The following is a 13,985-nucleotide window of genomic DNA, read 5'->3' as shown; positions in this document are numbered from 1 at the left end:
TCTACCCTTGCGGTGTCTGCGTCAGGCGATACCTCACCGAAACGCAATCATGTGTTTCATGCTGTATACAGATCATTATTCAGATTGGTCTGCAACTTCTTTCCTGCCCGGGAAAAACGCCATAAGGTGGTGCGACCAAGGAAAACCGCGAGGGAACAACTGCAAGGTGCTTGAAAAAATGCGCAAACCCCCGAGCCGTTCGGACGGAATCTATCGCGAGGTGAAAGAGATGGCCGCGCGGTTCGACTTCAAGCCGGATGAGCGAATCAACGAAAGTGAACTGTCGGTCCGGCTGAACGTGTCGCGCACGCCATTGCGCGAGGCACTGAACCGGCTCGCCTCCGAGGGGTTCCTCACCTACCAGAGCGGTCAGGGTTTTTTCTGCAGGTCGCTGAATCCACTGGAAATCCGCAACCTGTACGAAGCCCGGGCCGCCATTGAATCCGAGGCGGTGAGGCTCGCCACCCAGCGTGCCAGCGACACTGCGCTGGCCGAGCTTGAGCACTTTGCCCGATCGGCGCGCGCGACATACCGGGCCGGCACCTCCCCTGTGGAACTGGTGCGGCAGGACCAGGATTTCCACCTGCGGCTTGCGCAGCTTTCGGGCAATGCCGAACTGCTCAAGCTGTTGGAAAACATCAATGCGCGCATCCACTATATCCGCCTGATCGACCTGCAGGCGATGAGCGAAGAGCAAGGTGGCAAGGCTCTGGACAACCGCACACACGAACGCATCGTCACCGCCATGCTCGCCCGTGACAGCGACGAAGCGTCCCGGCAGGTGCGCGTGCATATCGAGGAACGTCTGGACGAGGTCACCAACAACGTCAAACGCGCCTTCTCTCTGATCTATGTGCCGCAGGCCAGGTGACCCCCGCGCCACTGCCCGCCCCCCAACCTTGCGTCCCCGATGTCAGGCGACGCCGGGCTCGGGGGCAAGGTTGCCAGCGGTGATAATCCAAACAGATGCCGCTGCGGATCCAGGGCGGACCGTCCCGGGAACCGGGCGCGTCCCGGACGCCACGCCAACGCTTCTAACCGGAGCCGAAACGCGCTAGGCAGGCGTCACGCGGACAGACAGGACGGACAGATGCGGGCAGCCATCGGGACAAGTGATTACCACGTCGGGGGCGAGACCTTTATCAACCGCCACATCGGGCTGCTGTTCGGGGGCGACACCGTGGTGGTCTGCGGTCGCTTCAACGGCGAGGACGCACACGGCAAGCCGATCTTCGAGCGGCGCACCCGGATGGGAGCGGCAGATCTGGTCGCGCTGCCGTTCTGGACGCTTTGGAACCGGGCGCGCCACGCCACCTCGCGACTGCCGTTCGGTCGGTCCAGGCGGGACCTCGCAGAATTCCTGCGCCGCGAGCGGGTCGACGTCATCCTGGCTGAATTCGGCACCCAGGCGCTTGCCCTGGCGCCGCTGGCGAACGAACTCGGCATCCCGATCTTCAGCTATTATCGCGGTACGGATGCCTCCAAGGCGCTGCGCGCCCGGCGGATTCAGGTGGCCTACCGCAAGATGATGCCGCGACTGGCCGGCGTGTTTTCGGTGTCCCAGTTCCTGCTCGACAATCTGGCCCGGCACGGTGTGCGCCATGACAATGCGCATGTCATCCCGTCCGGCGTCGATGTCCGTCGCTTCGCCCCGGGCTCCAAAGCCCCCCTGTCCTGCCTCGCCGTGGGCCGTTTTGTCGAAAAGAAGGCGCCGCTGATCACCCTGCGGTCGTTTGCCCAGGCCACCGACGGCACCGAAGCCCGGCTGGAATTCATCGGCGACGGGCCGCTGTTGGACTCCGCCCAAATTCTGGCGGCGGAATTGGGCGTGGCCGGGCGCGTGACGTTTCACGGTGCGCAAAAACATGACTTTGTCCGCGACAGGCTGCAGCGCGCGCAGTTCTTCCTGCAGCATTCGGTGACTGCCGAAGATGGCAACACCGAAGGCCTGCCAACAGCCATTCAAGAAGCGATGGCCTGCGGCTGCATCACCGTTTCCACCCGCCACGCCGGCATTCCCGAAGCGATCGACGAAGGCCAGACCGGCTATCTGGTCGCTGAACACGACGCCGACGGCTTTACCCGTGCGATCGGGTCGGCCTTGACCTCAGGGAACATCGACGAGATGGCCGCCCGCGCCCGACGTGTTGCCGAAGAGCGGTTCGACAACGACGTGCTTTTGAAAAAACTCGAAGCACAGATTTGCCGTACGCTGGGGCGCTGAGGCCGTGCTGGTCTATCGGATCCTGATCTCGATCTTTGCGGCCTGGCAGACCTGCGGGCTTTTGCTGGCACGGAATTGGTCTGCACTCGGCCAGAGGTTTGGCAGGGTCGGCCCAAGCGACGCGGCGCCGCATCTCTGGCTTCACGCCGCCTCGAACGGAGAGCTGGCCTCGGCCCGGCCGGTGATCCTGGCACTGAGGGCCGCGCGGCCGGATCTGCGCCTGCTGATCACCTGCAATTCCGACTCCGGGGTGGCGCTTGCGCAGGGCTGGGATCTGCCCGGTGTCTCTGCCCTGCTTGCACCGCTGGATCTGACCTGGGTGGTTCGGCGAATGCTGCGGCGCTGGCAGGTTGTGGCGCATGTGACGATGGAGTCAGAAATCTGGCCCAACCGTGTCCTGCTCTGCCCTGGCCCGGTCCTGGTGCTGGGCGGGCGGATGTCGCCCGGATCGGCGCGTGGATGGGCCCGCCTCGGCCGTCTGACCCGGCACATTCTGGGATCAGTGGATTTCCTTTCGGCGCAGGATAGCGCATCGCGCGACAGGTTTCTGGATCTTGGCCTGCGCCCCGAAGCCTGTGGGCCGGTGGTCGACCTGAAGTCTCTCTACGCGCCGCCAACCGACCAGGTGCCGGATGAAGCGCTGCGGCGTGCCTATCCGCGTGGCGACACCTGGCTCGCCGCCTCGACGCACGCGGGCGAAGAGGAAATTGTCATTGCCGCTCATCTCATCGCGCGGGTCCAACGCCCCGGTCTGCGATTGATCCTCGCACTGCGGCACCCGAACCGCGCGGAGGCGGTGGCGGGGTTGCTGCGCGCCGCCGGTCTGGCGTTCGACCGACGCTCTGCCGGGCAAAGCGGTCAAGAGGTGTTGCTGGCCGACACCCTGGGCGAAATGGCGCTGTGGTATGCGCTGGCCGACGTGGTCTTTGTCGGTGGCACATTGACGGACCGGGGCGGGCACACGCCATACGAACCGGCGGTGTTCGGCGCGGCTCTGATCCATGGTCCGGACGTGCGCAACTTTCGGCTGCCGTTTGCCGCCCTGAAGGACGCCGGGGCCGCGCAGGAAATTTCCGACGCCGCCAGTCTCGGCGCCGCACTGACAGCGCTTTCGGACCCCGCGCGACGGCTGGCGCAAGGGAAACTGGCACAGGTCACACTGCGACAAGAGGCGGGACTGGACGGCCTCATGGTGCAGATCCTGCGCCTGATACCGGGCGGGCCTTAAGCCCAGCCAGGGGATGCGACAGCGCGCGCCCTGCCACCGCCAACTGCGCATTTTCCAGTCATTTGCCTGTCGGGACTGGGACAAATGGGAACCAGTTTCGCGGCAAGCCTGTCCGCGTGTTAAGCCATTCTTGAAGTCGGCGCCCGAATGTTTATCTTTATATGGTATGTCAGACGGGACGTTTGCATGATCCAGTACAGCCTGAAATGCGCCGAGGACCACCGCTTTGATTCGTGGTTTCAGTCGGCAGAGGCCTTTGAAAAACTGCGAAAAAGCAGACTGATAAGCTGTGCCGTCTGTGGCTCTGACTCGGTTGAAAAGGCGATCATGGCACCGCGGGTGAACCCGTCCGGCACCACTGCCGAGCGTCCGCTGAGCAAGCCGCGTTCGCCCGCAGAGCAGGCCTTGAGCAACCTGCGCAAACACCTTGAAAAGAATTCGGACTATGTCGGGCAGGATTTTGTCCGCGAAGCCCGCGCCATCCATGACGGCGACGCCCCCGAGCGTCCGATCTGGGGCGAAGCACGCCGCGACGAGGCAAAAAAGCTGATCCAGGACGGCATCAAGATTGCGCCGCTGCCTTTTTTTCCGGTCCGCAAAACCAACTGACTTTTCCGGCGAAAGGATCCGCTCATGAAAGTGCTGATTACCGGTGCCAACCGCGGGATTGGGCACGCGCTCTACACATTGCTGGCGGCACGGGGCGACGACGTATTCGGCACCTCGCGTGAGGGTGCGGGTTTTCTGCCGCTCGATGTCGCCGATCCCGCGTCACACCACGCGCTGGCCCGGGAAATTGCGGGCACGCCACTGGATCTGCTGATCTGCAATGCCGGGCAATACCTGGACAGGGGACAGGCGCTTGAATCCGGCTACGACCCGCAGATGTGGGCCGACATGTTCGCGGTGAACGTGACCGGTGTCTTTCTGACCGTGCAGGCGCTGCTGGCGAACCTGAAGCTGGCAGCCATGCCGAAGGTGGCGATCATTTCGTCGCAGATGGCCTCGTCCGAACGCGCGCCGGGGGGCAGCTATATCTATCGTGCGTCAAAGGCGGCGGCGCTCAATCTCGGGCGCAATCTGGCGCAGGATCTGAAACCGGCGGGCATCGCTGTTGGTATCTATCATCCGGGCTGGGTGCGCACCGACATGGGCGGCGCCGGCGCCTCGATCTCGGTCGCGCAGTCCGCCGAAGGTCTGGTGCAGCGGTTCGACGCGCTGAATCTGGACACAACCGGCTGCTTTGAAACTTATGACGGCCAGGTGCACCCGTTTTGAGCCTGGCTGACCCGGCGGACTTTCCGGCGGCTTTCGCCGCGGCGTGGCACAGCCGGGACGGCGCGGCGATCGGCGCGCTGTTCGCCGAGGATGCCGATTTTGTAAATGTCGTGGGGCTGTGGTGGCGACGTCGCGCAGATATTTCCCGGGCGCATGACTACGCGCTGAAATCGTTTTTTGCCGACACACGGCTGCGGGTCGGCGCCGTGTCCGTGCGCTGGCTGGGCGCCGATCATGCGGTGGTGCACAGCCGGCTTCACCTGACAGGGCAACGCACGCCCGAGGGCGCAGGTGCCAAGGACCGGCAGACGGTGATGAGCTTTGTACTTGAACGCCGCAGTACCGGATGGTGCGCGGTTTCGGCGCAGAACACAGATGTGGTGCCCGGCGCCGAGACGCACCTGAACGCCGATGGGTTCGGCCCCGCCGATTACAGACCGCATTGACCGGGCCGTTCTTTGGTATCTTGCAGGAATTCCAGCACCTTTGACACCGGGCGACCCGGACAGTGGGGGAGGAACCTCTTTTTGACCGGATGCACCGGCAACGGGTGACGGACGGATGCTCAGAGGGGTCCGCAGCCTCTTGCGCTGTTACGTCACCACGCGTAAAGCACGGGACGATTGTGACCCCGGGAGAGTCCCATGCCCGTTCTCGTGATGAAATTCGGCGGCACCTCTGTCGCAACGCTCGACCGGATCCGGCGGGCGGCCAAACGTGTCGGCCTGGAAGTGGCCAAGGGCTATGACGTGATCGTCATCGTCAGCGCCATGTCCGGCAAGACCAACGAACTGGTCGGCTGGGTCAATGAAACCTCACCGCTCTTTGACGCGCGCGAATACGACGCGGTGGTGAGTTCAGGCGAAAACGTGACAGCCGGCCTTATGGCATTGACCCTGCAGGAGATGGACGTGCCCGCACGCAGCTGGCAGGGCTGGCAAGTGCCTCTGAAAACCACCAGCGCGCACAGCTCGGCACGGATCGAAGACATCCCCACCGACAACATCAACCGCAAATTCGGCGAAGGCATGCAGGTGGCCGTGGTCGCGGGGTTTCAGGGCATCAGCCCCGAGGGACGCATCACCACGCTGGGCCGGGGCGGATCCGACACCACTGCGGTCGCTTTTGCCGCGGCCTTTGGGGCCGAGCGCTGTGATATCTATACGGATGTGGACGGGGTCTATACCACCGATCCGCGGGTCTGTGACCGCGCGCGCAAGATGGACCGGATCGCGTTCGAGGAAATGCTTGAACTTGCCAGCTTGGGCGCCAAGGTGCTGCAGACGCGATCGGTCGAACTGGCGATGCGCTACAAGGTCAAGCTGCGAGTGCTGAGCAGTTTCGAGGAACCGTCGGACACGGCAGGGACGCTGGTCTGCGACGAGGAGGACATCATGGAAAGCAATGTTGTGGCCGGAGTGGCCCATTCCCGCGACGAGGCGAAAATGACGCTGGTGTCGGTCGCCGACCGTCCGGGCATCGCGGCGGCAATTTTCACGCCGCTTTCCGAGGCAGGTGTGAATGTCGACATGATCGTGCAGAACATCTCGGAAGAGGGTCGCACGGACATGACCTTTTCCTGCCCCACCGATCAGGTCAAACGGGCGCAGAAGGCACTGGACGACGCCAAGGCCAAAGGTGACATCAATTTCATGGACTTGGTCGCCGATACCGGCGTCGCCAAGGTTTCGGTCGTGGGCATTGGCATGCGCTCGCACACCGGTGTGGCGGCCAAGATGTTCAAGGTGCTCTCCTCAGAGGGGATCAACATCAAGGTCATTACAACCTCAGAGATAAAAATTTCCGTTCTGATTGACCGGAAATACATGGAACTTGCCGTGCAGTCCCTGCATGATGCCTTCGAACTGGAAAAGAGCACCTGAGGCCAACGCGCGCCCCGGGCATTGTGTTAATGGGGTTTCTGCATGGCCGACCGCACGGAGAGCGAAAGCCGCAAGTTGTTGGGGCGGCTGCGCGATACCATGGCCGAGCAGCACGCTGGCCAGGAACGGCTGGACCGGATCACTCATCTGACGGCGGATTCGATGGGCACCGAAGTGTGCTCGATCTATCTGTTCCGGGACGACGAGACGCTTGAACTCTGTGCCTCCGAGGGCCTCAAGGCCGAAGCCGTGCACCAGACCCGGATGAAGCTGGGCGAAGGTCTGGTGGGCCGCGTTGCGCGCACCGGACAATTGATGAACACCGCCGATGCGCCCTCCCAGCGCGGGTTCCGCTATATGCCGGAAACCGGCGAAGAAGCTTATTCCTCGTTCCTCGGGGTGCCGATCCAGCGGCTGGGTGAAAAGCTGGGTGTGCTGGTGGTACAGTCCAAAGAGGCCCGCGAGTTCACCGCCGACGAAGTCTATGCGCTGGAAGTCGTCGCCATGGTCCTGGCCGAAATGACCGAATTGGGCGCCTTCGTCGGCGAGGGCGCGGCACTGACGGCCCGCCATACACGCCCCGCCCTGCTGCGCGGCACGACCGGGCAGGAAGGCACGGCCGAAGGTCATGTCTGGCTGCACGAACCCCGGGTGGTCGTGACCAACCTTGTCACCGACGATCCGGTGCGGGAAAACGAACGGCTGTGCGCCGCGGTGGAAACCCTTCGGGTCAGTGTCGACGAGTTGCTGGCCGGTGCGGCGGACCCCGAACAGGTGCAGGTGCTGCAGGCCTACCGCATGTTTGCCAATTCAAAGGGCTGGATGCGGCGGATGGAAGAGGACATCACCCGCGGCCTGTCTGCCGAAGCGGCGGTGGAAAAAGAGCAGTCCTCGGCCCGGGCGCGCATGAACCAGGTCACCGATGCCTATCTGCGTGAACGGTTGCAGGATCTTGACGATCTCAGCAACCGTTTGCTGCGCATCCTCACGGGTCAGGGCAAGGAAACAGGTGCTGACATGCCGAGCGATCCGATCCTGATCGCGCGCAATATCGGCCCCGGAGAGCTGCTGGAATACGGTCGCGGCCTCAAGGGCATCGTGCTGGAAGAAGGTTCGGTCGGCTCACATGCGGCGATTGTCGCGCGGGCGCTGGCAATTCCGCTGGTGGTCCATGCCGGACGGATCACCAACGAAGCACTGAACGGTGATCATGTGATGATCGACGGGGACCAGGGCATCGTGCACCTGCGTCCCGACGACACCGTTGTCAGCGCCTTCCGCGACAAGATGGCGATGCAGGCGCAGGCGCTCGAGCGCTATGCCTCGATCCGCGACATACCCTGTGTGGCGGCCTGCGGCGCGCGTGTGGAACTGCACATGAACGCCGGGTTGATGGCGGATCTGCCCAGCCTGGAATCGTCGGGCGCAGAGGGCGTGGGCCTGTTTCGTACCGAACTGCAGTTTCTGGTGCGCAACCAGATGCCCCGGCGCACCGAGCTGGCAGGTCTTTACCGGCGGGTGCTGGATTCGGCCAAGGGGCGCCGCGTGGTGTTCCGCACCCTCGACATCGGGTCGGACAAGGTGCTGCCCTACATGAAGCCCAACGATGAACCCAACCCGGCGCTCGGCTGGCGGGCGATCCGGGTCGGACTCGACAAACCGGGCGTGCTGCGGATGCAGTTGCAGGCATTGCTGCGCGCTGCCGAAGGCGGTCCGCTGACGGTGATGTTTCCCTTTGTGGCGCAGTACGATGAATACAGGCAAGCCCGCGCCGAAATGGACAAGGCGCTCGAGCGCGAGCGAATTCTGGGGCACCCGATTCCGTCAAAGCTGTCTGTCGGCGCGATGCTCGAGACGCCCAGCCTGGCCTTTGCACCGCGCCAGTTCTTTCAAGAGGTCGAGTTCCTGTCCATCGGCGGCAACGATCTCAAGCAGTTCTTCTTTGCCGCCGACCGCGAAAACGAGCGGGTGCGGCGACGGTACGATACGCTGAATGTCAGTTTCCTGACCTTTCTGGAAGGCATTGTCGAACGCTGCCGCGAGACGAAGACCGATCTGTCGTTCTGCGGCGAGGATGCGGGCCGTCCGATCGAAGCGGTCTGTCTGGCTGCCATCGGCCTGCGCACGCTGTCGATGCGTCCGGCGTCGATCGGCCCGGTGAAGCATCTGTTGATGCGCACCAATCTGGAAGAACTGCGGTCTGTGATCGCCACGGCAAAAGATCAGGGGCACCAGTCGGTGCGCCCGGCCGTGATGGCATTCCTCAGCGACCGGGCATAGGGTCTGAACATCTGGACACCGGGCCATTCTGGCACCGGGCAGGCAGGCCCGCACATTCCATGCAGGCCACAGGCGTCGTCGCCCCCCACCCTTGTGCTGTTGTCTGCCACGGATCCGCACAGGCAACGTTTCAGGCGGTACGGCACCGGACGGGGCTTGCTTCGCTGGCCCCGCCGGTTCCGGCAGTTGAGCAGATTAACCTTAACTCCGGGTTACCGGCGCTTGTTGACGGCGCGCACCACCGGTCCGGGGCGCCTAAAGGGCCTGCACGGCGCCTCGAAGGCCCTCGACCAGAGCCTCGCGCGATTTTCCAGAAGATTCGGACAGGCGCCGCAAGCCAAAGTGCACATGCGCCATTTCCTGATAATAACTGGTGTAGGCGTAATTGGTCGCCGCCCCGGCCACGGCTCCGATGACGGGCACGGTCTGGGTGGCCAGCTTTTGCCCCATAACCGTGGCAAGCCGAGGCGCAACACGGGCAATCAGGCCGTGCACCGTGGCCCCGGTCAGACTGACCCGCGCCGACAGGAACGCCATGTCCGCGCCATCGTCTCCGGCCAGAGGCCCGGACGAGCCGAACACCAGCAGGCATTCCTTCTGAATCTCGGGATCGTCGGGGTCAAAGCCGTATTCCGCCGAGATGCCCTGAATCGCCCGCAGCAACACCGTTGTCGTCACCGGCAGTTCGGCCAGCGCCGTGGGCAGGCCTCCGGCACCGCCCATTGCACCCATGCCGGTGGTCAGCGCGGTGTTCAGCCAGCCCTTCTGGTCCGGCACCATGCCACGCGACTGGCTTGCTGCCCGCATTGCGATGGCCAGAGCCCGGGCTGTGGCATCCTCGAGCCGCTCTTTCACCTTGTCGGGCAGCCGTTCCAGCAGATTCTCGGCCTGCCCGCCGACAAAGTTCAGCACCTGCAGGCCGACGCCACCGGCACGTTTGTGCCGCCGCGCCAGTGCGCCCAGTTCCTGATCAACGTCCAGTTGCGCGACAAGATCCGTGCCGGTCATCTTCTGCCTCCTGTTACCCCGATTAACATTGGGGCAGACGGCAGAGGTTTCAAGCAGCCCGCATCACCGGCCCGCGAACACCCGCCCATGCCCCGGGGACGAGGTCACACCCAAGAATGCGGTCCGGATTGGTGGGCGGTGGCATGTCGACGCCGACAAGTCGGTAGAACCCGAACCGTGCGTAATACGGCAGGTCCCCCACCAGCAGAACCCGTTCCCAGTGCTCGGCCGCCTGCGCGAGGCTGTCACGGATCATTGCAGCGGCCAGACCTTCGCCCTGGGCGGTCGGGTGCACCGCAACCGGACCCAGCAGCAACACCGGGGCAGCGCCGACCCGCACCGGCCAGTACCGGATCGCCCCGCCGAGAATACCGGTTTCGTCCCGCGCAATCCGCCCCAGCCCCGCCACCGGCGGAATGTCGTCGCGCAGACGATAGGACGACAGCGCCGTGCGCCCCGGTGCAAAACAGAGATCGAAGAGTGCTTCGACCTCCCACCAATCTTCAGGTGTTTCTTTTTTCAGGACGAACAGGGGCGGACCTCGTGCATTCAGCGCAGAACCCGCCTATCACGAGGCAAAGCCTTGGGCAAACGGGAGAAAACCATTCATGTTCTATCGCCCCTCGGACGGCCACGGCCTGCCACACAATCCGTTCAATGCCATCGTCACGCCACGCCCCATCGGCTGGATCTCGACCCGGGGATCGGACGGGGCGGAAAACCTGGCGCCGTATTCGTTTTTCAATGCCGTCGCCTATGAGCCGCCGCAGGTGATGTTTTCGTCAACCTCGATCAAGCCGGACCGGGGTGACACCAAGGACAGTGTCGCCAACATCCGCGAAACCGGCGTGTTCTGCGTGAACATCGTGGAATATGCGATGCGCGACGCGATGAACCAAAGCTCGGGAGCCTGGGACAAGGGGACCGACGAATTCGAACTTGCCGGAATCGCCCGCGCCGAGTGCACCACCATAGCCTGCAGCCGGGTCTCGCAGGCACCCGCCAATCTCGAGTGCAAGCTGACACAGATCGTGCAGCTGCCCGGCGAGGCGAATTTCGCGGTGTTCGGAGAGGTCGTCGGCGTTCACATGCGCGACGACTGCCTTGTCGACGGCCAGTTCGACATTCTCAAGTTCAACCCGCTCAGCCGTCTCGGATACCGGGATTACGCGGTGATCCGCGACACCTTCACCCTCAACCGGCCCGGTCAGAGCTGATCCAGGCGACAGCCGCCGCAGGGAAACAGGAGAACTCATGCTTCCCTGCGGGGATCGCTGTGTCAGTGGCCGCCGAGAATGCCGGTGCGCACACCGTAGTTGACCGCCAGTGCGTAGTCGGGGTCATCATCGCTGTCGACCATCAGATGCCCGGCTTTCTTCAGCAGCCGGTGACAGTCGCGGCTCAGATGGCGCAGCTGAATGCGCTTGCCCAGCGCCTCGTACTTGCCAGCCAGAGCTTCGATCGCCTGCAGCGCCGACTGATCCACCACGCGGCTGTCGGCAAAATCCACGATCACCGTCTGGGGGTCGTTCTCGATATCGAACATTTCGCCAAAGCCCTCGGCCGACCCAAAGAACAACGGCCCCTGCACCTGGTAGACCCGCGCACCTTCGGGTGTCAGATAGGACTTGGAGTGGATGCGCCGCGCGTTGTTCCAGGCATAGGCCAGCGCCGAGACAATGACACCGACCACCACCGCGACGGCCAGATCCTCGTAGACTGTCACGATGGTCACGAGGATGATCACAAAGGCATCCGTCTTTGGCACCCGCGCCAGGATCGTCAGCGAGTTCCAGGCGAAGGTGCCGATCACCACCATGAACATCACCCCGACCAGTGCCGCCAGCGGAATCAGCTCGATCATCGGCGATGCGAACAGGATGAAGCTCAGCAGGAACAGCGCGGCGGCGATGCCCGCGACCCGTGTCCGTCCCCCGGATTTCACGTTGATCATCGACTGACCAATCATCGCGCAGCCCCCCATGCCACCGAAGAACCCGGTCACGGTGTTGGCGATGCCCTGTGCGATGCACTCCTGGCTGGCCCCGCCCCGGGTGCCGGTCATCTCGCCCACAAGGTTCAGTGTCAGCAGCGATTCAATCAGGCCGATGGCCGCCAGAATGACAGCATACGGCAGGATGATTTGCAGCGTCTCGTAGGTCAGCGGCACCATCGGAATGTGCAGCGATGGTAGCCCGCCCTGGATCGACGCCAGATCGCCCACACGCGGCACGTCAATGCCAAACCCGATGACCAGTGCGGCGACAATGCCGATCCCGGCCAGCGGCGCCGGCACAACCCGTGTGATCTTCGGCATCACCCAGATGATGCCCATGGTCAGTGCCACCAGCGCCAGCATCGTGTACAGCGGCAGGCCCGACAACCATGCCCCGCCCGCGACGCCCTGGCCGGAGGCCTCCATCGACCCCGGCACCTTGAACTGCGACATCTGCGCCAGGAAAATCACGATCGCCAACCCGTTGACAAAGCCCAGCATCACCGGATGTGGCACCAGCCGGATGAACTTGCCCCAGCGCATGACGCCGGCAAAGATCTGCAACATTCCCATCAGCACCACGGTCGCGAACAGGTATTCCACCCCGTGCTGTGCCACCAGCGCCACCATGACCACCGCCAGCGCCCCGGTCGCCCCCGAGATCATCCCCGGCCGACCGCCGATGACCGCAGTGATCAGTCCGACCAGAAAGGCCGCGTAGAGCCCGACCAGCGGATGCACCCCGGCGACAAAGGCAAAGGCCACCGCTTCGGGCACCAGGGCCAGAGCGACGGTCAGACCCGACAGGATCTCGATCCGCAGCCGCGCCGGCGTCAGGCGCTCGGGGGGTAGCAGGTTGAGCTCGGGCAGTGAGATGCGATTGGCGAAATTCGCCAGAATGGTTCTGGGCACGGTCGGCGATCCTCGATGTCGGTTCGGCAGCGCACATACTGCACTGCGGCGCGAAAGACCACCCGAAGGCGGCGCATCACGGGCGTCTGCCTTGCTCATACCGCAATCCGGCGCAGAAACACGGAAAATCTCGCCCCATGGCAAAGGCCGCCACAGGCCAGAGTTGCACCCGGTCGCGCCGCAGGCCACACAGGTCTCACCATTCATCGGGAGCTCGGAGATGACACAGACCAGGATCGGCGTGATCGGCGGCTCGGGCCTTTATGCCATGCCCGGGCTGGAGGCCGCAGAGTGGATCACCCAGGACACCCCCTGGGGGCCGACGTCGGATCAGCTGCTGACCGGTATGCTGGACGATGTGCCGATGGTGTTCCTGCCCCGCCATGGCCGGGGCCACGTGCATGCCCCCTCGACCGTGCCCTACCGCGCCAACATCGATGCGCTCAAGCGACTGGGGGTAACGGATGTGATCGCGGTCTCCGCCTGCGGCTCGTTCCGCGAGGGCATGGCTCCGGGGGATTTTGTCATTGTCGACCAATTCATCGACCGAACCTTCGCGCGGGACAAATCCTTCTTCGGCACCGGCTGTGTTGCGCATGTCTCCGTAGCCCATCCCGTCTGCGCGCGTCTCGGCACCGCATGCCTCGCGGCGGCGCGGGACGCGGGAATCACCGTGCACAGCGGCGGCACCTATCTGGCGATGGAAGGGCCGCAGTTCTCCACCCGCGCGGAATCGCGGATGTACCGGGATGTCTGGCAAGCCGATGTCATTGGCATGACCAACATGCCCGAGGCCAAACTCGCCCGCGAAGCCGAATTGTGTTATGCCAGCATTGCGATGGTGACCGACTTTGACAGCTGGCACCCCGAGCACGGCAATGTCGACCTGTCCGAGATCATCCGCATCCTGACCGGCAACGCGCTAAAGGCGCAGTCGCTGGTCGCCGGGCTTCCGGCACGTCTGGGCGCGAACCGGCGGCCCTGCCCCGAGGGCTGCGATCATGCGCTTGACGGCGCCATCCTGACAGCGCCGGACAAACGCGATCCCCGTCTTGTGGCACGGCTGGACGCTGTGGCAGGCCGCGTGCTCTGAGAAACCCGCCCCTCAGTCAGGCCCGGAGGCTGCACACCGTGGCGGCCACGCCTCCAGGCCGCCACAGGCTGCCTGCTCCTGAC

The 13,985-nt window shown here is 64.0% G+C and carries 13 protein-coding genes; 10 read left to right on the top strand and 3 right to left on the bottom strand.

What is annotated here, in order from left to right; genetic code table 11:
* Positions 1-178 precede the first annotated feature (178 nt).
* The 8 genes from FOY53_RS16035 (at position 179) to ptsP (ending at position 8,893) form a co-directional block, all read left to right on the top strand.
* A complete protein-coding gene (locus FOY53_RS16035) occupies positions 179-871 on the top strand; it encodes a GntR family transcriptional regulator (RefSeq protein ID WP_146590689.1) in 693 nt (230 codons plus the stop codon).
* Positions 872-1,090: 219 nt separating this feature from the next.
* Positions 1,091-2,224, top strand: a complete 1,134-nt coding sequence (locus tag FOY53_RS16030; RefSeq protein ID WP_146590687.1) for a glycosyltransferase — start codon at positions 1,091-1,093, stop codon at positions 2,222-2,224.
* A 4-nt stretch (positions 2,225-2,228) separates the two neighbouring features.
* Positions 2,229-3,452: a 3-deoxy-D-manno-octulosonic acid transferase gene (locus tag FOY53_RS16025; protein ID WP_146590685.1), complete on the top strand. Its 1,224-nt coding sequence runs from the start codon at positions 2,229-2,231 to the stop codon at positions 3,450-3,452.
* A gap of 186 nt (positions 3,453-3,638) precedes the next feature.
* Positions 3,639-4,061, top strand: coding sequence for a DUF1178 family protein (locus FOY53_RS16020; RefSeq protein ID WP_146590683.1), 423 nt, complete (start codon positions 3,639-3,641; stop codon positions 4,059-4,061).
* Between the two features lie 24 nt (positions 4,062-4,085).
* Positions 4,086-4,730, top strand: a complete 645-nt coding sequence (locus FOY53_RS16015) for an SDR family NAD(P)-dependent oxidoreductase (RefSeq protein ID WP_146590681.1) — start codon at positions 4,086-4,088, stop codon at positions 4,728-4,730.
* Entirely contained in the window at positions 4,727-5,176 is a 450-nt protein-coding gene (locus FOY53_RS16010; protein ID WP_146590679.1) for an SgcJ/EcaC family oxidoreductase, read from the top strand. The genes FOY53_RS16015 and FOY53_RS16010 overlap by 4 nt, the downstream gene beginning before the upstream one ends.
* 198 nt (positions 5,177-5,374) lie before the next feature.
* Positions 5,375-6,613 (top strand): aspartate kinase, encoded by a 1,239-nt coding sequence (locus FOY53_RS16005; RefSeq protein WP_146590677.1) that lies wholly within the window; start codon positions 5,375-5,377, stop codon positions 6,611-6,613.
* Between the two features lie 42 nt (positions 6,614-6,655).
* Positions 6,656-8,893, top strand: a complete 2,238-nt coding sequence (gene ptsP / locus FOY53_RS16000; protein ID WP_146590675.1) for a phosphoenolpyruvate--protein phosphotransferase — start codon at positions 6,656-6,658, stop codon at positions 8,891-8,893.
* Positions 8,894-9,148: 255 nt separating this feature from the next.
* Here ptsP and FOY53_RS15995 read toward each other — a convergent pair whose 3' ends face one another.
* Together FOY53_RS15995 and FOY53_RS15990 are read right to left on the bottom strand one after the other, a co-directional pair.
* Positions 9,149-9,901, bottom strand: a complete 753-nt coding sequence (locus FOY53_RS15995; RefSeq protein ID WP_146590673.1) for an EcsC family protein — start codon at positions 9,899-9,901, stop codon at positions 9,149-9,151.
* A gap of 49 nt (positions 9,902-9,950) precedes the next feature.
* Positions 9,951-10,433, bottom strand: coding sequence for a GNAT family N-acetyltransferase (locus FOY53_RS15990; protein ID WP_146590671.1), 483 nt, complete (start codon positions 10,431-10,433; stop codon positions 9,951-9,953).
* 76 nt (positions 10,434-10,509) lie between these two features.
* Between FOY53_RS15990 and FOY53_RS15985 the strand changes: the two genes are divergently transcribed.
* Positions 10,510-11,118, top strand: coding sequence for a flavin reductase family protein (locus FOY53_RS15985; RefSeq protein ID WP_146590669.1), 609 nt, complete (start codon positions 10,510-10,512; stop codon positions 11,116-11,118).
* Between the two features lie 62 nt (positions 11,119-11,180).
* Here the strand turns inward: FOY53_RS15985 and FOY53_RS15980 are convergent, their stop codons facing one another.
* On the bottom strand, positions 11,181-12,767 hold the full coding sequence (locus FOY53_RS15980; protein WP_372837334.1) for a SulP family inorganic anion transporter: 1,587 nt from the start codon (positions 12,765-12,767) through the stop codon (positions 11,181-11,183).
* Between the two features lie 262 nt (positions 12,768-13,029).
* Here FOY53_RS15980 and FOY53_RS15975 point away from each other — a divergent pair, with 262 nt between their 5' ends.
* Positions 13,030-13,902 (top strand): S-methyl-5'-thioadenosine phosphorylase, encoded by an 873-nt coding sequence (locus tag FOY53_RS15975; RefSeq protein WP_146590665.1) that lies wholly within the window; start codon positions 13,030-13,032, stop codon positions 13,900-13,902.
* Positions 13,903-13,985: the final 83 nt, after the last annotated feature.

Source organism: Puniceibacterium confluentis (assembly GCF_007923445.1).
In the GTDB taxonomy this organism is placed as follows: domain Bacteria; phylum Pseudomonadota; class Alphaproteobacteria; order Rhodobacterales; family Rhodobacteraceae; genus Puniceibacterium; species Puniceibacterium confluentis.
The sequence above is the reverse complement of the archived record's forward strand: the minus strand, read 5'-3'. Positions and strand labels throughout refer to the sequence as shown.

What these genes read in the sequence shown, in the direction of transcription:
- FOY53_RS16030 (WP_146590687.1), top strand. Translation starts at nt 1,091, where the DNA reads ATGCGGGCAGCCATCGGGACAAGTGATTACCACGTCGGGGGCGAGACC.
- FOY53_RS16005 (WP_146590677.1), top strand. Translation starts at nt 5,375, where the DNA reads ATGCCCGTTCTCGTGATGAAATTCGGCGGCACCTCTGTCGCAACGCTC.
- FOY53_RS16035 (WP_146590689.1), top strand. Translation starts at nt 179, where the DNA reads ATGCGCAAACCCCCGAGCCGTTCGGACGGAATCTATCGCGAGGTGAAA.
- ptsP (WP_146590675.1), top strand. Translation starts at nt 6,656, where the DNA reads ATGGCCGACCGCACGGAGAGCGAAAGCCGCAAGTTGTTGGGGCGGCTG.
- FOY53_RS15975 (WP_146590665.1), top strand. Translation starts at nt 13,030, where the DNA reads ATGACACAGACCAGGATCGGCGTGATCGGCGGCTCGGGCCTTTATGCC.
- FOY53_RS15985 (WP_146590669.1), top strand. Translation starts at nt 10,510, where the DNA reads ATGTTCTATCGCCCCTCGGACGGCCACGGCCTGCCACACAATCCGTTC.
- FOY53_RS16020 (WP_146590683.1), top strand. Translation starts at nt 3,639, where the DNA reads ATGATCCAGTACAGCCTGAAATGCGCCGAGGACCACCGCTTTGATTCG.
- FOY53_RS15995 (WP_146590673.1), bottom strand. Translation starts at nt 9,901, where the DNA reads ATGACCGGCACGGATCTTGTCGCGCAACTGGACGTTGATCAGGAACTG.
- FOY53_RS16015 (WP_146590681.1), top strand. Translation starts at nt 4,086, where the DNA reads ATGAAAGTGCTGATTACCGGTGCCAACCGCGGGATTGGGCACGCGCTC.